Origin of the sequence: Lactobacillus johnsonii ATCC 33200 (assembly GCF_000159355.1) — a bacterium.
GTDB classification, from domain to species: Bacteria; Bacillota; Bacilli; order Lactobacillales; family Lactobacillaceae; genus Lactobacillus; species Lactobacillus johnsonii.
The window spans coordinates 189,645-208,174 of the sequence record NZ_GG670120.1; the positions used below are offsets into that span (position 1 = coordinate 189,645).

At 34.0% G+C, this 18,530-nt stretch carries 16 protein-coding genes; 12 read left to right on the top strand and 4 right to left on the bottom strand.

Annotation, left to right across the window (positions count from 1 at the left end):
- Positions 1-53: 53 nt before the first annotated feature.
- Entirely contained in the window at positions 54-719 is a 666-nt protein-coding gene (locus HMPREF0528_RS00955) for a YigZ family protein (protein WP_034525035.1), read from the bottom strand.
- A 122-nt stretch (positions 720-841) separates the two neighbouring features.
- On the opposite strand from HMPREF0528_RS00955, the gene HMPREF0528_RS00960 reads away from it, so the two are divergent.
- The 10 genes from HMPREF0528_RS00960 to trxB all read left to right on the top strand — a co-directional run bounded on the left by HMPREF0528_RS00960 (position 842) and on the right by trxB (position 11,224).
- Positions 842-2,029 (top strand): DEAD/DEAH box helicase family protein, encoded by a 1,188-nt coding sequence (locus HMPREF0528_RS00960; protein WP_004893874.1) that lies wholly within the window; start codon positions 842-844, stop codon positions 2,027-2,029.
- Complete coding sequence (locus HMPREF0528_RS00965; RefSeq protein WP_012846454.1) at positions 2,026-2,697, top strand: ComF family protein; 672 nt, start codon at positions 2,026-2,028, stop codon at positions 2,695-2,697. The genes HMPREF0528_RS00960 and HMPREF0528_RS00965 overlap by 4 nt, the downstream gene beginning before the upstream one ends.
- Positions 2,698-2,778: 81 nt before the next feature.
- Positions 2,779-3,324 carry a ribosome hibernation-promoting factor, HPF/YfiA family gene (gene hpf / locus HMPREF0528_RS00970; protein WP_034525038.1) on the top strand — a complete coding sequence of 182 codons (546 nt, stop codon included), beginning with the start codon at positions 2,779-2,781 and terminating at the stop codon, positions 3,322-3,324.
- A 157-nt stretch (positions 3,325-3,481) separates the two neighbouring features.
- Positions 3,482-5,881, top strand: a complete 2,400-nt coding sequence (gene secA, locus HMPREF0528_RS00975) for a preprotein translocase subunit SecA (RefSeq protein ID WP_004893881.1) — start codon at positions 3,482-3,484, stop codon at positions 5,879-5,881.
- Between the two features lie 81 nt (positions 5,882-5,962).
- A protein-coding gene (gene prfB / locus HMPREF0528_RS00980; protein WP_098043176.1) for a peptide chain release factor 2 occupies positions 5,963-7,079 on the top strand; the annotation gives its coding sequence in 2 pieces (ribosomal slippage) (positions 5,963-6,034 and positions 6,036-7,079; 1,116 coding nt in all).
- A gap of 18 nt (positions 7,080-7,097) precedes the next feature.
- Positions 7,098-7,376, top strand: a complete 279-nt coding sequence (locus HMPREF0528_RS00985) for a hypothetical protein (RefSeq protein WP_004893888.1) — start codon at positions 7,098-7,100, stop codon at positions 7,374-7,376.
- Positions 7,369-8,328 (top strand): HPr(Ser) kinase/phosphatase, encoded by a 960-nt coding sequence (gene hprK, locus HMPREF0528_RS00990; RefSeq protein WP_004893890.1) that lies wholly within the window; start codon positions 7,369-7,371, stop codon positions 8,326-8,328. The genes HMPREF0528_RS00985 and hprK overlap by 8 nt, the downstream gene beginning before the upstream one ends.
- A complete protein-coding gene (gene lgt / locus HMPREF0528_RS00995; protein WP_004893893.1) occupies positions 8,325-9,161 on the top strand; it encodes a prolipoprotein diacylglyceryl transferase in 837 nt (278 codons plus the stop codon). The genes hprK and lgt overlap by 4 nt, the downstream gene beginning before the upstream one ends.
- A gap of 36 nt (positions 9,162-9,197) precedes the next feature.
- Positions 9,198-10,217, top strand: a complete 1,020-nt coding sequence (locus HMPREF0528_RS01000) for an NAD(P)H-dependent glycerol-3-phosphate dehydrogenase (protein ID WP_004893895.1) — start codon at positions 9,198-9,200, stop codon at positions 10,215-10,217.
- Positions 10,218-10,288: 71 nt separating this feature from the next.
- Positions 10,289-11,224, top strand: coding sequence for a thioredoxin-disulfide reductase (gene trxB, locus HMPREF0528_RS01005; protein ID WP_004893896.1), 936 nt, complete (start codon positions 10,289-10,291; stop codon positions 11,222-11,224).
- Positions 11,225-11,304: 80 nt separating this feature from the next.
- On the opposite strand, the gene galE is transcribed toward trxB, so the two are convergent.
- From galE to HMPREF0528_RS01020, 3 genes are read right to left on the bottom strand one after another with little or no spacing between them, the layout of a single operon-like run.
- Entirely contained in the window at positions 11,305-12,297 is a 993-nt protein-coding gene (gene galE / locus HMPREF0528_RS01010; protein WP_004893899.1) for a UDP-glucose 4-epimerase GalE, read from the bottom strand.
- 31 nt (positions 12,298-12,328) lie between these two features.
- Positions 12,329-13,282 carry a beta-galactosidase small subunit gene (locus HMPREF0528_RS01015; protein ID WP_004893901.1) on the bottom strand — a complete coding sequence of 318 codons (954 nt, stop codon included), beginning with the start codon at positions 13,280-13,282 and terminating at the stop codon, positions 12,329-12,331.
- Positions 13,266-15,146 carry a glycoside hydrolase family 2 TIM barrel-domain containing protein gene (locus tag HMPREF0528_RS01020; protein WP_004893903.1) on the bottom strand — a complete coding sequence of 627 codons (1,881 nt, stop codon included), beginning with the start codon at positions 15,144-15,146 and terminating at the stop codon, positions 13,266-13,268. The genes HMPREF0528_RS01015 and HMPREF0528_RS01020 overlap by 17 nt, the downstream gene beginning before the upstream one ends.
- 213 nt (positions 15,147-15,359) lie before the next feature.
- Between HMPREF0528_RS01020 and HMPREF0528_RS01025 the strand changes: the two genes are divergently transcribed.
- Together HMPREF0528_RS01025 and HMPREF0528_RS01030 are read left to right on the top strand one after the other, a co-directional pair.
- Positions 15,360-16,370: a LacI family DNA-binding transcriptional regulator gene (locus HMPREF0528_RS01025; protein WP_004893906.1), complete on the top strand. Its 1,011-nt coding sequence runs from the start codon at positions 15,360-15,362 to the stop codon at positions 16,368-16,370.
- A 185-nt stretch (positions 16,371-16,555) separates the two neighbouring features.
- A complete protein-coding gene (locus HMPREF0528_RS01030) occupies positions 16,556-18,520 on the top strand; it encodes a sugar MFS transporter (RefSeq protein WP_004893907.1) in 1,965 nt (654 codons plus the stop codon).
- Positions 18,521-18,530: the final 10 nt, after the last annotated feature.

Consider the following 18,530-nt stretch of genomic DNA (forward strand, 5'->3'; position numbering starts at 1 on the left):
TAAAACTAAAAATAAAAAGTTAACTTTAAACGTTAAAACAACGTAAATCTTTTTTATTGTTCATGGAAATTTAAATTAGTAACAGGAATTTCATTAAATCTTTGGTCTATTTTCTTGAAATCTACTTTTCCCGATAATAAATTAATTAGATCCTCTTCAACTTGAGTGATTTGATCTAGATCTAGGAAAATTTTGATTGTTACATCAGTAGTATATATTTGATTATCAATGAGGATTTTATTTTCATTTAAATAGTGATTAACCTCATCAAGTCGATTATAAGGAATTGTAAATTCAATTAATTGCTGCATGACGCATTTTACAACACCAATATTTTGAGCAGCTTCAGTTACAGAATTTGAATAAGCGCGGATTAATCCACCAGCTCCCAACTTAATGCCGCCAAAATATCTTGTGACTACAGCAGTCACATCTTTTAATTTCATTAATTGCAGAGCTTTTAGTTCAGGGATACCTGCTGTTCCGGAAGGTTCACCATTATCACTGGCCTTAACTTGATTATCATTTAATCCTAAAGTATAAGCATATGTATTGTGAGTTGCATCATGATATTTTTTAGAAATTTGCTCAATAAATGTTTGGGCTTCTTCCACTGTTTTAGTACGAGCTAACGAGCAGATAAATCTACTTTTTTTGATAACTATCTCATGTTGACCCGATTTACTGATTGTTAAATAGTTTAGTTGTTTTGATGACAAAAAATCGCCTCCAACTGCGTAATTAATATAGGGTGATATTGATGAGTGAATTAAAAGGACGCCAATGAATAGATAGTCAAAATAACCATAACATAAATAGTAAGACGACAAAAGTTCCTGCAATGATAAATGGTTTATGCCAACGATGTAACACTAAAGCAGATGCAACATTACCTAATGGATATTTATATTGCCGAGAATGTATTGGTGTTGGAAGAATAAGTGAAGAGAAGAATTTAGAAAGAAACATTGAAAAAAGTACTTATCCTAAAATAGTTACTCCACTAAGTTGGCAGGGAAAATTAACTGATCAACAGGAGTTGATCTCTAATGAGTTAGTTAATTCCTTTAAAGAACGACGAAATCATTTAATTCATGCAGTAACTGGAGCCGGTAAGACAGAGATGCTTTTTAAAGTAGTAGAAGAAGTTTTAAAAAATGGTTTCCGAATAGCAATTGCTACGCCTCGAATTGACGTAGTTGATGAATTATTTCCCCGCTTTCAAGCAGCATTTGAAAATGTGGAAATTGGAAAATACCATGGACGTGAATATCATGATGCAAAAGACGAGCAATTTATCATATGTACAACACATCAACTTTTAAAATTTTACCAGGCCTTTGATTTGATTGTGATTGATGAAGTAGACTCTTTTCCCTTTTATGAAAATAAAATGCTTCATTTTGCAGCTGAAAATGCTGTAAAAGAAAAGGGATGTACATTTTTTCTAACTGCGACTCCAGATGAAAAATTGCTAAAACAGGCTAAAGGTAAGGCAATTAATTATTCTTTGCTGAAGAGAAGATTTCATAAGGGATTACTACCTGTACCGAAAGAAAAATATTTCTTTAAACCTTTTATTTCTAATAAAGGAAAAGTTCATCCTGTTCTGATTAAGCAGATTAGGAGAATTATAAATCTGAACAAACCTCTTCTGGTATTTGTTCCGAGAATCAAAGATTTGCCCGTATATAAGAAACATTTGACTGCTGTTTTTAAAGAGAAAAAGATCGTGAGTGTATATGCGGGTGACAAAGAAAGGCAAAGTAAAGTCGCTAGATTTCGTAATCAAGAAATTGATATTTTACTAACAACAACGATTTTAGAAAGAGGAGTAACTTTTAAACATGTTCAAGTAATTGTAATTGCGGCAGATGATCCAATTTACAATACTCCAAGTCTAGTTCAGATTGCAGGTCGAGTAGGAAGAAGTGCAGATGACAGAGATGGGCTAGTTTTATTTTGTTATCACAAATATACAAAAAATATCCGACAAGCGATGAAACAGATTAGGATGATGAATAAGTGAATAATTGTTTATTGTGTCACTCTTCTTTTTGCAGAGAGATAAACTATGAAAAATTGTTTTTATTTGTTAAGTACAAGGAAAGATATACTTGTTCTGAATGTCTAAAAAAGTTTGTTAAAAAGAAAGGAAAAATATGTTCAGGTTGTAATAAAGAAATAAATACAGAGGGACTATGTAATGATTGTCTACAGTGGAAGCAGAAATATGTAGGCAATTTGTTAGACAATCGTTCTTTATATCAATATAATGATACTTTTCATGATGTTATGGTGCGGTACAAAAGATATGGAGATTATATTTTGTGTCATGTCTTAGCTGAATTAATTGATCAGTTGCCAGCAGCTGATTATTATGTTCCAGTTCCGAGTTCGCCCAGTCATCTAGAAAAGAGAGGATTTGATACAGTTTGCGCTATTTATCAAAAGTTAGTTCCTTTAACGAAATTATTAGTTAAGGCAGATACGGAGAAAGCCCAGGGAGAAAAGAATAGGGAGGAACGGTTATTAACTAAGCAAACATTTTCGGCTATCGATAATAAAAATGTTAGTGGAAAAATTTTATTGCTAGATGATATTTATACGACCGGTAGAACCCTGTATCATGCACGAGATGCTCTTTTAGAAGTTTATCCTAATTGTAAAATAAATAGTTTTACAATTAGCAGATAAATCATTAGTAAAACCGCTTACAATTTGCTATACTAAATGTGTAAGAAAAAACGTCATAAGACGTTGGAAGGAGAATCTACAATGTTAAAATACAATGTTCGTGGAGAAAATGTCGAAGTTACTGATGCCTTAAGAGAGTATGTTCAAAAGAGATTAAATAAGCTCGAAAAGTACTTCGAAATTAATTCTGATGTAATTGCTCATATCAATTTAAAGGTTTATCCAGATCACACGGCTAAGGTGGAAGTAACAATCCCACTTCCATACCTAGTTTTACGTGCAGAAGACACAACTGATGATATGTACAAGAGTATTGACTTTGTTTCTGAAAAACTAGAACGTCAAATCAGAAAATACAAGACTCGTATTAACAGAAAGAGTCGTGAGAAGGGCTTAAAAGATTTCTTCTATGAAGACTTAGAAGAAGAAAAGAAAGCACCTAAAGAATTTGATATTGTTCGTAACAAGCATTTGGATTTGAAACCAATGAGTGCAGAAGAAGCCGTTTTACAAATGGACTTGTTGGGCCATGATTTCTTTGTTTTTGAAGATGCAGATACAAATGGAACAAGTATTGTATATCGCAGAAATGATGGTCGTTATGGCTTGATTGAAACTAACGAATAATTAAAACAATCTTATAAATTAAGAGTCTCTTGAGCAGCGATAAGCTTAAGAGGCTTTTTCTTGCAATAGTAGATTTCTCATTTTTCCAAATTAATGTTAAAATTACATAGTATTATTTTAGATTTGTGCACAAAATTTAAATTTAAGGACCGATTAAATGGCTAATATTCTTAAAAAAATTTACGATAACGATAGAAGAGAATTAAAGAAATTTGAAAAATTAGCAACTAAGGTAGAATCTTTAGGAGACGAGTACGAAAAATTATCTGATGAGCAACTCCAAGCAAAGACACCAGAATTCCGTAAGCGTTTAGAAAATGGTGAAACGTTAGACGATATTCTACCAGAAGCATTTGCTACAGCACGTGAAGGTGCAAAAAGAGTTTTAGGATTATATCCTTTCCGTGTTCAAATTATTGGTGGTATTGCGCTTCATTACGGTAATATTGCCGAAATGATGACTGGGGAAGGTAAGACCTTAACTGCTACTTTGCCAGTTTATTTAAATGCTTTAACGGGGAAAGGTGTTCATGTGGTAACAGTTAATGAATACCTATCTAGCCGTGATGAAAGTGAAATGGGGCAATTATATAAGTGGCTCGGTTTATCTGTAGGTTTAAACCTTAATTCGATGTCTGCAGATGAAAAAAGAGATGCTTATAATTGTGACGTTACTTATTCAACGAACTCAGAATTAGGATTTGATTATTTAAGAGACAATATGGTTGTCTACAAAGATCAAATGGTTCAACGTCCACTTAACTATGCAATTATCGATGAGGTTGACTCAATCTTAATTGATGAAGCTAGAACACCATTAATTATTTCTGGACAAGCAGAACAAGCAAACAGTGAGTATATTCGTGCTGATCGTTTTGTTAAAACCTTAGTTGAGGATAAAAGTGATGACGATGTAGATGATGAAGAAGACCATGGTGACTACAAGATTGATTGGCCAACCAAAACAATTAATTTGACCAATCAAGGAATTAAAAAAGCTTGTGAACACTTTGGTTTGAAGAATTTGTATGACATTGATAACCAAGTTTTAGTTCACCATATTGATCAAGCGTTAAGAGCTAACTACATTATGTTGAAAGACATTGATTATGTAGTTCAAAATGGCGAAGTTATGATTGTCGATTCTTTCACCGGACGTGTAATGGAAGGTCGTCGATATTCTGATGGACTTCACCAAGCAATTGAGGCAAAAGAAGGGGTTAAGATTCAAGAAGAGTCTAAAACTCAAGCGACTATCACTTACCAGAACTTCTTTAGAATGTATAAAAAGCTCGCAGGCATGACAGGTACAGCTAAGACGGAAGAAGAAGAATTTCGTGAGATCTATAACATGGAAGTAATCACTATTCCAACTAACCGTCCTATTGCTCGTAAAGACTTACCGGATATTTTATATCCAACCTTAGATTCTAAATTTGAAGCTGTAGTAAAGGAAATTAAGGAGCGTCACGCCAAAGGACAACCGGTATTGGTTGGTACTGTTGCTATTGAAAGTTCTGAACGTTTAAGCCAAATGCTTAACCAAGCAGGTATCCCACATGCAGTTTTGAATGCAAAAAACCATGCTAAAGAAGCAGAGATCATTATGAATGCTGGTCAAAGAGGAGCAGTTACAATTGCTACTAACATGGCTGGTCGTGGTACTGATATCAAATTAGGGCCAGGTGTTAAAGAATTAGGCGGTCTAGCTGTTATTGGTACTGAGCGTCATGAATCTCGCCGTATTGATAATCAGCTTCGTGGTAGATCTGGTCGACAGGGTGATCCTGGTGTAACAAGATTTTATCTATCTTTAGAAGATGATTTGATGAAGCGTTTTGGTGGAGATCGAGTAAAATTATTCCTTGATCGAATATCTGATAATGATGACGACAAAGTCATTGAATCACGTATGATTACTAAGCAAGTTGAATCAGCTCAAAAGCGTGTTGAAGGTAACAACTACGATACTCGTAAGCAAACTTTGCAATACGATGATGTTATGCGTACGCAACGTGAAATTATTTACGGGGAAAGAATGCAGGTTATTTCTGAAGATAAATCATTGAAACCTGTTTTAATGCCAATGATTAAGCGGACTATTGATCATCAGATTGATATGTATACCCAAGGCGACAAAAAAGATTGGCGTAATGATCAATTAAGAGATTTTATTTCATCTGCTATTACCGATGAAGAAACTACGAAAAAGCTTAATATGAAGCACTTAAGTGCGGAAGAACTTAAGAAGCGCCTTTATCAGATTGCAGAAGATAATTATGCTGAAAAAGAAAAACAACTTGCTGATCCTGAACAAATGTTAGAATTTGAGAAAGTTGTTATCTTACGTGTTGTAGATGAACGCTGGACTGATCATATCGATGCGATGGATCAATTACGACAATCTATCAGTCTAAGAGGATATGGACAATTAAATCCATTAGTTGAATATCAAGAAGCGGGCTATAGAATGTTTGAAGAAATGATCAGTAATATCGAATTTGATGCCACCCGTCTATTTATGAAGGCTCAAATAAGACAAAACATTAGTCGATAAAAATAAAGGGAGGCAGATAATGTCTCTCTTTTTTGCTATTATTAAAGTAAAAATTAATTTTATAATGTGAGGAAAATAAAAATGGAGATTAGTGAAATTCAAGCAGAATTAAATGATCTTAGTCCTAAGTTAGAGCATTTCAGGAGGTCTCTTTGACTTCGATTCATTAAATGAAGGTATTGCGATTAATGAGCAAAAAATGGCAGAGCCAGGTTTTTGGGATAATCAAGAACAAGCACAAAGCTTAATTAATGATACTAATCGAATGAAGGAAAAAAGTGAAAACTTTAAGCAACTTGAAGCAAAATTCGATGATGCTCAAACTGCTTTAGAATTACTTAAAGCAGATCCAGACCCTGAATTGAGTGAAGAATTATCTGAAGAAATGGTGTCATTATCACAAAGTTTTCATGATTATGAATTATCATTATTGTTATCAGATAAGTATGATCAACATAATGCTTTAATGGAAATCCATCCCGGTGCTGGTGGTACTGAGGCCATGGATTGGGCTGATATGCTTTTAAGAATGTATCAACGCTATGCAGCTAGTCATGATTTGAAATTTGAAATTGAAGATTATGAACCTGGTGAAGAAGCTGGTGTTAAAAGTGTAAGCATCCGGATTCAAGGAAAAAATGCTTTCGGATTACTTAAATCTGAAAATGGTGTTCATAGATTAGTAAGAATATCTCCTTTTGATTCGGCAAAAAGACGGCATACATCTTTTGCTTCTGTAGAAGTAATACCAGAGATTGATCAAAGTATTGAGGTTGATATTAATCCAGATGATTTAAGAATTGACGTTTATCGTTCAAGTGGTGCTGGAGGTCAGCATATTAATAAGACTTCTAGTGCAGTTCGAATCACCCACTTACCTACTGGTATTGTTACCTCATCGCAGGCTCAGCGATCCCAATTGCAAAATAGAGAAACTGCAATGAATATGTTACGGGCAAAGTTATTCCAGCTAGAAGAAGAGAAGAAAAGAAAGCAGACCGAAGAACTTAAAGGTAATCAAAAAGAAATTGGCTTTGGATCTCAAATTCGCTCTTATGTTTTTCATCCTTACAATATGGTAAAAGATCATCGGACTAATTTTGAAACCAGTGATGTAAATGGTGTAATGGATGGAAAATTAGATAATTTTATTTATGCTTATTTACAGTGGCTATTGAGCCAAAAAAATCCGAATTAAAGTTTAAGGAAAAGATCTATGGGATTTGTAACTATTTTAATATTGGTATTAGCTGCTTTAATGATTTTAAGTATTTTATTTTCAATATTTAAATTCTTTATTGGCTTGTTACCTGTTGCTATAATTGTTGCTTTGATTATTTGGCTACTGGCTAAGTTTTCTGGTAACAAAAAAGATACAGAAAAAACTAATAGCCATAATCCAGTGCAGCCATCCACTAATAATCAAAAGCGAAAGAAAGCACGAAATGTTTCAGTTAAAGATGTAGAAGATAAAGAGGATAACAAAAATGGTTGAAGCAGTTAAAGTCAGTGAATTAGTAAAAGATCTCCCTTCACTTAGAGTGGTTGAAGGAAAGGAATATCTGGATCAAAAGTTAATTGATACTTCTGATATTTCACGTCCAGGTTTAGAATTAACAGGTTATTTTGATTTTTATCCTAAAAATAGAATTCAATTGCTAGGAAGAACAGAAATTTCTTATAGTGCACGACTAGATCATGATTTGCGTGAGCGAGTATTTACCAAAATGGCAACTCCAGAAACTCCTTGTTTCGTTGTGTCACGAGGTTTACCAATTCCGTCAGAGATGCTTGAAGCAGCTGAGAAAGAAAATATACCTGTTCTCTCGAGTAATATGGCTACAACACATTTATCAAGTGTCATTACTCAATTTCTAGATGAAAAACTTGCACCTCGAAAGAGTATTCACGGTGTTTTAGTAGAAATCTATGGAATGGGTGTATTGATCATTGGAAATTCTGGTGTTGGTAAGTCAGAAACAGCCCTAGACTTAATTAAACGGGGACACCGTTTAATTGCGGATGATCGAGTTGATGTTTACCAAAAAGATGATAAGACGGTAGTGGGAGAAGCTCCTAAGATCTTAAAGCATTTAATGGAGATTCGCGGAATTGGAATTATTGATGTGATGAATCTTTTTGGTGCTGGAGCAGTTAAAGAAAGTACTGAAATTAAATTGATAATTTGTTTGCAAAATTGGGATCCAAAAGCCAATTATGATCGCCTAGGATTTAATGAAAAGACGCGTGAAATTTTTGAAGTAGATGTACCGCAAGTAACTGTTCCAGTTAAAGTGGGACGAAATCTGGCTATTATTATTGAAGTAGCAGCTATGAATTTCAGAGCTAAGAAAATGGGCTATGATGCTAGCCAAAAATTTGAACAAAATCTAACTGAATTAATTTCAGACCATTCTAAAAAAGACGAGGGTGAAAGCAGGAAATGAGTTTAGCTTTAAATCCTGTAGCTTTTAATCTGGGCCCGCTTCAAGTTAAGTGGTACGGTATTTTAATGGCTACGGGAGTTTTAGTAGCAACTTTAATGGCAATTAATGAAGGAAAGAAAAGTCATATTATGCCTGATGACTTCATTGACTTTCTCCTTTGGGCAGTTCCGATTGGTTTTATTGGGGCTCGAATATATTATGTAGTTTTTGAATGGGGCTATTTTTCTCAACATCCCGACCAAATAATTGCTATTTGGAATGGTGGTATTGCTATTTATGGTGGTTTGATCGCTGGACTAATAGTGTTGTTGATTTTTTGTCATCAACGAATGCTACCGCCATTTCTAATGCTTGATATCATAGCTCCAGGTGTAATGGCTGCGCAGGTAATTGCTCGGTGGGGTAATTTTATGAATCAAGAAGCGCATGGTGCTAAAACCACTTTATCCTTTCTAGAAAGTCTACATTTGCCACATTTCATTATTCAGCAAATGTATATTAATGGTTCATATTACCAACCGACTTATTTGTATGAGTCGACATTAAATTTAATTGGCTTAATTTTAATTTTGAGTTTACGTCATAGAAAACATCTTTTTAAGCGTGGAGAAATATTTTTAAGTTATGTAATTTGGTATTCCGCTGTTCGTTTCTTTGTTGAAGGGATGAGAACGGATAGTTTATACATTGCTAATACAATTAGAGTTTCACAAGCATTGAGCTTGATTTTGTTTTTTGGCGCAATTATTCTTTGGATTTATCGTCGTAAAGTTGTAAAGCCAAAGTGGTATTTAGCTGGCAGCGGTTTAAAATACCCGTATAATAGAGATTGAAAGAAATAATTTTTTATAGAAAGTTTGAGTAAAAAAATGGCAAAGATTGCAGTTTTAGGTAATGGTTCATGGGGTTCTGTTCTTGGTTCAATGTTAGCTGATAACGGAAATGATGTAGTATTATATGGAAACATTGATAGTGTTAACCAAGAAATTAATGAACATCATACTAATACTCACTACATGAAAGATTGGAAACTTAATCCGAATGTGCCCGCTACTGGAGATTTAGAAAAAGCATTGGATGGTGCCGAAATTGTTTTATTTGTTTTACCAACTAAAGCAGTTCGTATTGTTGCTAAAAATGTACGTAAAATATTAGATAAAACTGGCGCTACTCCTTTATTGGTAACTGCAACTAAAGGAATTGAACCAGGAAGTAAAAAACTAATTTCAGATATTTTAACTGAGGAAGTTTATCCAAATGATAGTGAAAAAATAGTAGCTATTTCAGGCCCTAGTCATGCTGAAAATGTTGCTCAAAAGGATTTAACTGCAATTGCTTGTGCATCTACTAGTGAAGAAAATGCTAAGAGAGTACAAAAGATATTTTCAAATAACTATGTCCGTTTCTACACTAATGATGATTTAGTGGGAGTTGAAGTAGGTGGAGCAGTGAAAAATGTTATTGCAATCGCTGCAGGTATCTTAGTTGGTAAAGGATATGGTGATGATGCAAAAGCTGCTTTAATGACTAGAGGCTTAGCTGAAATTACTCGTTTAGGAGTTAAATACTTCGGCGCAAAACCAATGACTTTTTCAGGTCTTTCAGGAATTGGTGATTTAATTGTAACAGCAACTTCTCAAAATTCTCGTAATTGGCGTGCAGGTAAGCAAATTGGAGAAGGAAAGAGCCTTGATTATGTTTTAGATCATATGGGCCAAGTTGTCGAAGGTGCTACGACTGTTAAGGCAGTACATGAATTAGCAGAAGAAAAGAATATTGATATGCCAATTAGTGAAGCTATTTATCGTGTTTTATATGAAAATGCCGATGTAGATCAAGAAATTAAGACAATGATGGGAAGAAATCCTAAGCCAGAAATTCAACTATAAGCAAAAAGATTGCAATTTTTATTTGTTCATAGTAATATATACTTATAAAAAGTAAGAATAGAGGCTAGAATATGGCTGAGAAAAAAAATTACGATGTAATTGTAATTGGAGCAGGCCCTGGTGGTTTAACTGCTGCTTTATATGCCGCTCGAGCTAATTTGAAAGTAGTTATTTTGGATCGTGGTATTTATGGCGGCCAAATGAATAATACTGCTGGCATTGATAATTATCCTGGCTTTGTTGATATTCAAGGACCTGAATTAGGCGAAAAGATGTATCAAACTGCTACAAATGCTGGAGCTGAATTTGCTTATGGCGATGTACAAAGTATTATCCAAGATGGCAATAAAAAGATCGTTAAAACTGATTCGGGTGAATACGAAGCTGGTGCGGTCGTTATTGCTACTGGTGCAGTTCATAAGCATCTTGGAGTTCTCGGTGAAGAAGAATATGCTGGAAAAGGTGTATCATATTGTGCTGTTTGTGATGCCGCTTTCTTTAGAGATGAAGATGTTGCTGTAGTTGGTGGCGGAGATTCAGCTATTCAAGAGGGGCTATATTTGGCACAGTCTGCTAAGTCAGTCACGGTTATCCATCGGCGTGATCAACTTCGTGCAAAAGCTGAATTACAAAAGAAAGCTTTCGAAAATGATAAGATGAAGTTTATCTGGAATGCTCAAACTGAAGAAATTGTCGGAGATGGCAATAAAGTAACTGGTGTGAAATATAAGGACAAAGAAACTGGTGAAGAAAAAGAAGTTAAAGTAGCTGGTGTATTTATTTATGTTGGTATTCAACCACAAACGGATGCTTTTAGAGATTTAGGCATTACTGATGAACAAGGCTGGATCCTAACTGATGATCATATGCGTACTAAAGTTGTTGGGGTCTTTGCTTTGGGTGATGTTCGAGCAAAAGAACTTCGTCAAATTGCAACTGCTGTCGGTGAAGGAAGTATTGCTGGTCAGGAAGTCTACAACTACTATCAAGGTTTGAGCGAAAAGTAAATTATCCAAATTAAAAGCTGTCTATCATGAGTTGGTAGACAGCTTTTGTTGTACGTGAAATTAAAATTATTATTTTGCTTTTACTTATCTTCATAGCCCTTTGGGTGACTCTTGTGCCAGTTCCAAGCAGTTGCGATAACGTCATCAACATTTTCATGCTTTGGCTTCCAGCCTAGAACTTTACGTGCCTTACTTGAATCGGCAACTAATGAGTCAGGATCTCCGCCTCTTCTTGGTCCAATAGTGTAAGGGATGTCAATGCTAGTAACTTTCTTAGCAGCTTCAAGAATTTCTAAGTTTGAGTAGCCTTGAGCAGTACCTAAGTTAAAGACATCAGACTTGTTAGTTTCCATTACGTGCTTAAGAGCTAAGATATGGGCGTCAATTAAGTCTTCAACTTGAACGTAGTCACGGACATTAGTACCGTCTTTAGTGTCATAGTCGTCACCAAAAATAGTAAAGTTGCCATCACCAGAAATAGCACTCTTTAAGATATTTGGAATCAGGTGAGTTTCAGGACCGTGATCTTCACCAATTGAGCCGTCGCTTGAAGCACCAGCAACATTAAAGTAGCGAAGAGCGATAGACTTAATGCCGTCAGCGTTGTCAGCCCAGTGCATAATCTTTTCCATCATCATCTTGGTTTCGCCATAAGGATTGATTGGATCAAGTGGTGTATCTTCAGTAATCGGTAAAGTCTTTGGAATACCATAAGTAGCAGCGGATGAAGAAAATACTAGGTATTTAACTTTAGCGTCATCCATTGCTTGAAGAAGAGAAATCATACCTGAGACATTGTTGTCGTAGTATTTCAAAGGTTTCTTAACTGATTCAGGAACTAATGAGTAAGCGGCAAAGTGCATAACAGCATCAATGTTTTCGTCCCGTAAGATCTTGCTTACTAAATTAGTATCTTCGATGTCGCCTTGATAAAATGTAGCTCTCTTGTCAACAGCCTTTCTATGACCAGTGTAGAGAGAATCAAGGACAACAACATCGTTTCCCTCTTCAATTAATTTTCTAACAGCATGAGAGCCGATATAACCGGCACCACCAATAACTAATACTTTCATATTTATAATACTCCTTCTAAATTTATTATTTTTAACTTAATTTGAATGAAAATTCAAAATTTTTACTTGAATCTATTCTATATTTTTCTTCAACATCTGTCCCCCAACTGTCTATTCCCCCTACACCGCGTACTTTTCCAGCGATTACTAAAACTGTTCTGCGTGCTAGTGGAAGTTCTTCAATGTGTGTGGCATTTTCTAATTCTTCAGCGGTATAGGGGAGGCAACTAAAGTTAAGTGGTTTATCAGTTTTATTAATTTCTAGTTGAAAATCATTTGTATCACGATCTGCATTATTCAGGCTAGTATTTCTAGTGATAATTAATTTATCTGTGTCCATATGCATGCCATTTTCTTGTGGAACCAAATATTTTGTGACAGGTAAACCTTTTACGTGAAATACTCCTTTTTTTGCCCCTGCTTTACGATCAGGATAGGTTTCAGAAGAAAGTCCGTAATATTCAAATCCAGTTGCCATCGTAGGCATGATAAAACGTATTCCTAGGACTGGAAGAGATGGCAATCCTTCTTTTCCCATGTAACGTATTTTAATAGTTGCGTGTCCACTGGAATCAATAACATAGGTAATCGTGCATATAGTTGCCGGCGTAGTAGTAGTTTTATAATCAAAACTAATTTTTACGAGATTTGCATATTCATGGTTAGAAAATTGATTATTGAATGGAGCGATAGGTAGAGGATCAAATTTTTGATCATCAACTGTTAGATGAATTTTACTACATTGGCTGAACATATCCGCTCCTAACCATTGAGCAGCCTTAACGCTAAAGCCATTACCCCGATCGTTATCAGTTGTGGCACGCCAAAATGTTGGAGTAGGGATACGATAGAGCCATTCTTTATTATTGATTTTTAGGGATTCAAGTCCGCCTTTTTCATAACTAAAAATATATTGAAATTTTTTAGTTTGTACTCCTAACGCTGCATCTCCGTAAATAATGTGGAGTTTATTTGTGTAATCCATAATAATATTTAACCTCCTGCATTGCTGGTTTTTCAGTTCGATCAGCAAACATTAGACCATCCCCAGAAAATTCATAATCTGAGTGTCGATCATCAAAGTCGCCCCCGTATCTGAGTGCTTTTTTACCGCTTATTGGATCATAGGTTAAAAGAGCTTGATCAATAAAGTCCCAAATAAATCCGCCTAAATATTGTGGATATTCATCAATTAATTTAATGTAAGATTTCATTCCACCATCTGAATTGCCCATATCATGCATATATTCGCATTCAAGAAATGGCTTTGAAGGATTATTTTTTAAATATTTTTCAGCTTCTTTAGGTGGGAGATACATGTAACTTTCTAAATCAGATATTTTATTTTTTAAGTCTGGTGTATGAACTACACCTTCATAATGCGTAAGGCGTGTATCATCGTGCGATTTATAGAATTGATTCATTGCTATTAAATTTTCACCAGCATATGATTCATTACCTAGCGACCAAAAGAGAATAGAAGTATGATTCTTTAAAGTTTCATAATTACTTCTGGCACGATCAATAACTACATTACGCCATTCTGCTAAAGATCCTGGAACATTATACGAAGGCTCAACTTCTCCCATTTTTTGCCATGTTCCGTGAGATTCTAAATTATTCTCTGCCATAACGTAGATACCATTTTGATCACATAAGTAATACCACGGAATTTGATTAGGGTAATGGCAAGTACGTACCGCATTGATATTGTTTTTTTTAAAGGTCTGAATATCGGCTTTCATATCCTGTTTAGTAATGGTACGTCCGCTATTCATATTCCATTCGTGTCGGTTGACTCCATTTATAATTAGTCTCTTTCCATTGAGTAATACAACTTTATCGTCAGTTATTTTAATTTCTCGAAATCCAAATTTATAAGAATTTAACTCAATTAGATTTTTATTTGAATCGTGGACTTCAATAAATAACTGATATAAATAAGGGTGATGGTTATCCCAAAGATGAATGTTTTCCAGTAATTTATTTTCGATTGTAATTGTTGAAGTTAGATTATGTTCTTCATCCAGTAAAGTTTGCCCATTGATATCTTTTATTTTTAAACGTACATATCCATTTTTTGTACCAGTAAAGGATAATTTGGCATTGAAAATTCCATCATGATAGTCATTTGTAATTGTTGGTTTTAATGCAAGATCCATTAAATGTGTTTCTGGAAAAGCAAGTAGCTTTACTGAGCGGAAAATTCCAGAAAATCTAAACATATCCTGATCCTCTAAAAAAGAGGCAGTACTGTGTTTGAATACTTGTACAGCTAAAATATTGTTCTTTTCTTTAAGGTAGGGGGTAAGATCAAATTCAGATGGAGTAAAACTATCTTCACCATATCCAATAAAATGACCATTTAGCCAAACAAACATTGCTCGTTCTACTCCTTCAAAGAAAACATGAACGTGCTTTCCTTGAAAAGAATTATCTAGATCAAAATGTTTAATGTAAGAACCGACCGTATTATCTTCTCCTTCACTGAATGAACGATCTGTTTTCTGTCCTAGCGAATAAGCTGGTCTGCGAAAAATTTTTCCTTCCCAAGGATAGAGGGTATTTATATATTGATTTTGTGCATAATTATTTAATTCAATTTCACTTGGAACAGGAATGAAATCAAAATCTGAAGCATCAAAATTAGTTTTGTAAAAACCAAGTGGTCTAGTTTGGGGATTATCAGAAAATTTAAATTGCCATTTTCCATCTAGACTTTGAATAAAACTGCTACGTTTTTGTTCCCATTCTTTATAATTTTTGAAATATAAATGATCACTGTGCGCTGCAATTTGATTAACGCGGAAAGTTTCTGGATCATCTAGCCATCGAATATTTGCTTTCATGGTTCTACCTGATTTCTAAGAATATTATATTGAAGACGCTTTTATTATATCACTTAAATAAATAATTTACTAAAAAATAGTAAATTATTTACAAATAATATTTGTGTTTTATTGATTAGTTTTGAAAATGATCTTCTGAACTGATAATGTTATTTATAGAAGAAATAAAACTTTTGTTTAAACAGAGTAATTAAATTATAGAAAGAATTAATTATGGCAACTATAAAAAAAATAGCAGAAGAATCTGGTTATTCTCCAGCTACTGTATCTCGTTTGTTAAATAATGATCCTAACTTATCCATTACAGCTGATACAAAAAATAAAATTTTAGAGATTGCTAATAAGTTAGGTTACTGGAAAGATCATCAAGAAAAGAAAATTCGTCCTACGATTGCACTGTTGTATCGTGTTAATCATGAAGAGCAATTACAAGATGAATATTTTACTTCGTTAAAGAATGCTTTAATTTCAACAGTTGAAAAAGAAGCCCTTCAAATGAAAACATTTTATGAAATAGATGATTTAATAAAAAATGCTTCTTTATTTCAAGGATTTATTGGAATAGGGGCTGCACCAATTGAAAATAAAAAATTAAAGCAGTTGCATAAGATATTGCCTAATGGAGTTTTTGTTGATACAAATCCTGATCCTGAATTATTTGATTCTATTCGCCCAAATCTTGAACTTACGGTTAAAAATGCGATCGATCTGTTCTTCAAAAAAGGATATGAAAAAATTGGATTTATTGGTGGAGTCGGACCAAAGCATGACGGAATTCAAGAATTTGATCGACGAGCTAGTGCTTTTGCTGAGTATTTGAAAGCTAAAGGAAAAAATAATAATTATATGTTTGTTGAGGGGCCTTTTAGTGTTGAAAATGGTTATCAATTAGGTAAAAAGGTTACGGCAAAATGTAAAAATAAGTTTCCGCAAGCATTTTTAATTGCTTCTGATACGCTAGCAGTGGGCGTTTTACAAGCATTTAATGAAGAAGGGATTAATATTCCAAAAGAAACAGCGATATTAAGTATTAACAATAGCAATGTTGTTAAATATGTTTCTCCGCCTTTGTCGTCTTATAATATTGACCAGCAAGAAATGATTGATATGGCATTAAGTATGCTGATTAATTTAATTATTAAACCTGATCGAGCTCATATTGATGTAAATATGAACACAAAATTAGTTATCCGTAAAAGTTTTATTCCTAAGGAAGATAAATAATTTAATAAATAAAAATAATTTTTTCATAGAAAAATAAAAAAGGAATGCTGATAGAGACATTCTTTTTTATTTTGATATTTAGTAAATTATTTAGTAAATAAAAGTTATTTATTTACTAGGAATATAAATGCGAGTATTATATCAATGTAAGCGATTGCGCAGTTTGCGATGAGGAGGAAATTTTTATGAAATCTCATGGAAAGTCAGGAAAGCAAATTTTTTCCTACGCGTCATTTTGTTTGGGTAACTTAGGTCATTCAGCTTTCTATGGTGTAATGAGCACATACTTTGTTATTTTTATCACCAGTAGTATGTTCAGTGAAATGCAGGCATCTATTGCAGATAAGCTGATTGGATTAATTACTGGTTTAATGGTTGTCATCAGGATAGCTGAATTAGTAATTGATCCTATTTTAGGAAATATAGTCGATAATACTAAAACAAAGTGGGGAAAGTTTAAACCTTGGATTTTAGTGGGTACACTAGTAAGTACACTACTTTTATTGGTATTGTTTACTGGAATTTTTGGTTTAGCTCAAAAAAGTTGGCTCTTATTTGCTGTATTATTTATCTTAATTTATATCGGTTTTGATATTTTTTATTCATTATCTGATGTTTCTTATTGGGGAATGGTGCCAGCTTTAAGTGAAGATTCACATGCACGTGGAATTTATACATCATTGGGTGCTTTTTCAGGAACAATTGGCTGGAACGGATTAACAATTATCGTAGTACCGATTGTGACCAGTGTTACTTATATGGTAACTGGTAAGCACGAAGAAGGAGCAGCTGGATGGCTAGCTTTTGCAGCAGTAATTTCCGCTCTCGCCATTGTCTGTGCTTTAATTGTTTGCTTTGGTACTAAGGAAAAGCACAATATTATTAGAAATTCGGCGAAGCAGAAGACAAGTTTGAAGCAAGTTTTTGGAGCAATATTTCATAATGATCAAATCTTATGGCCAAGTCTTGCTTACCTCTTATATTCATTAGCTTATATTATTACTAATGGTGTTTTGTTTTATATGTATAAATTTGTAATTGGTAAGCCTAACGAATTCTGGGTAGTAGGTGTTATCGCAACTATTATTGGCTTTTGTATCAGTCCAAGTTTTCCAATTTTAAATAAATATATTCCAAGAAAATGGTTATTTGTTGCTGGTCAAACTTGTATGGTTTTAGCTTACGTTCTCTTCATTTTTGGACGTAATAATGTAATCCTAATGGATTTGGGATTAGTTTTACTAAATATCAATTTCGCTCAGTTGGTAACTGTATTGACTTTAACTGATGCTATTGAATATGGTCAGCTTAAGAATGGGCAAAGAAATGAAGCAGTTGTCTTAGCGGTTCGTCCAATGATTGATAAATTTACTGGGGCAGTTTCTAATGCTTTAGTTGGTTATGTTGCAATTGCGGCTGGAATGACTGGAACAGCTACTGCTGCTGATATGACGGCTCATGATATTAATACTTTCAATATTATTGCCTTATATATTCCATTAATTTTAGCTGTTTTGTCAATCATTGTTTTTTTGACAAAAGTAACATTATCAGAAAAGAAACATGCGGCCGTTGTTGAAGAATTAAAAGATAAATTGGCGGAGGGCAAGATTGAAAATGATAAAGAAGAATCTGATGCGAGTGTTACAAATGAAATTGTTTATGCACCAGCGGATGGTAAATTAATGAATTTAAGCGAAGTTATTGATGAGAATAATAAGCCATTTCCAGGTAAAGGATTTGCTATCAAGCCAAGTAGAGGAAGGATCTATGCCCCATTTAATGGGAAAATTAAATTTACCTTTGTTACTAAACATGCTTTCGAAATTATTTCCGATGAAGGGTTACAAGTAGTGGTACATGTTGGTTTAGGAACGGTTAACTTACGTGGAAAAGGCTTTGAGACTTACTATGATGATGGCCAAAATGTGAGAAAAGGAGATTTATTACTTGGATTTGATCGAGACCTTGCTCTTGAAAATGGTTATCAAGACACAGTAATTGTTTTTTATACACAACCACGAAAAATTGTAAAAACCAGTGAAGTTGAAACTGGTAAGACTGTTAAGCATGGAGAAGAAGTTGTAAGCGTGGAATTTAGAGAAGCGCTAAAGAATTCAGAAAAAACAATGAGATTACAAGCAGAATAAAGGAGAAAAA

Bases quoted from the DNA above. Each gene is read 5' to 3' on its own strand.
- HMPREF0528_RS01000 (WP_004893895.1), top strand. From the start codon at position 9,198: ATGGCAAAGATTGCAGTTTTAGGTAATGGTTCATGGGGTTCTGTTCTT.
- HMPREF0528_RS01020 (WP_004893903.1), bottom strand. From the start codon at position 15,146: ATGAAAGCAAATATTCGATGGCTAGATGATCCAGAAACTTTCCGCGTT.
- trxB (WP_004893896.1), top strand. From the start codon at position 10,289: ATGGCTGAGAAAAAAAATTACGATGTAATTGTAATTGGAGCAGGCCCT.
- HMPREF0528_RS01015 (WP_004893901.1), bottom strand. From the start codon at position 13,282: ATGGATTACACAAATAAACTCCACATTATTTACGGAGATGCAGCGTTA.
- hpf (WP_034525038.1), top strand. From the start codon at position 2,779: ATGTTAAAATACAATGTTCGTGGAGAAAATGTCGAAGTTACTGATGCC.
- lgt (WP_004893893.1), top strand. From the start codon at position 8,325: ATGAGTTTAGCTTTAAATCCTGTAGCTTTTAATCTGGGCCCGCTTCAA.
- galE (WP_004893899.1), bottom strand. From the start codon at position 12,297: ATGAAAGTATTAGTTATTGGTGGTGCCGGTTATATCGGCTCTCATGCT.
- secA (WP_004893881.1), top strand. From the start codon at position 3,482: ATGGCTAATATTCTTAAAAAAATTTACGATAACGATAGAAGAGAATTA.
- HMPREF0528_RS01030 (WP_004893907.1), top strand. From the start codon at position 16,556: ATGAAATCTCATGGAAAGTCAGGAAAGCAAATTTTTTCCTACGCGTCA.
- hprK (WP_004893890.1), top strand. From the start codon at position 7,369: ATGGTTGAAGCAGTTAAAGTCAGTGAATTAGTAAAAGATCTCCCTTCA.
- HMPREF0528_RS00985 (WP_004893888.1), top strand. From the start codon at position 7,098: ATGGGATTTGTAACTATTTTAATATTGGTATTAGCTGCTTTAATGATT.
- HMPREF0528_RS01025 (WP_004893906.1), top strand. From the start codon at position 15,360: ATGGCAACTATAAAAAAAATAGCAGAAGAATCTGGTTATTCTCCAGCT.
- HMPREF0528_RS00960 (WP_004893874.1), top strand. From the start codon at position 842: ATGATAAATGGTTTATGCCAACGATGTAACACTAAAGCAGATGCAACA.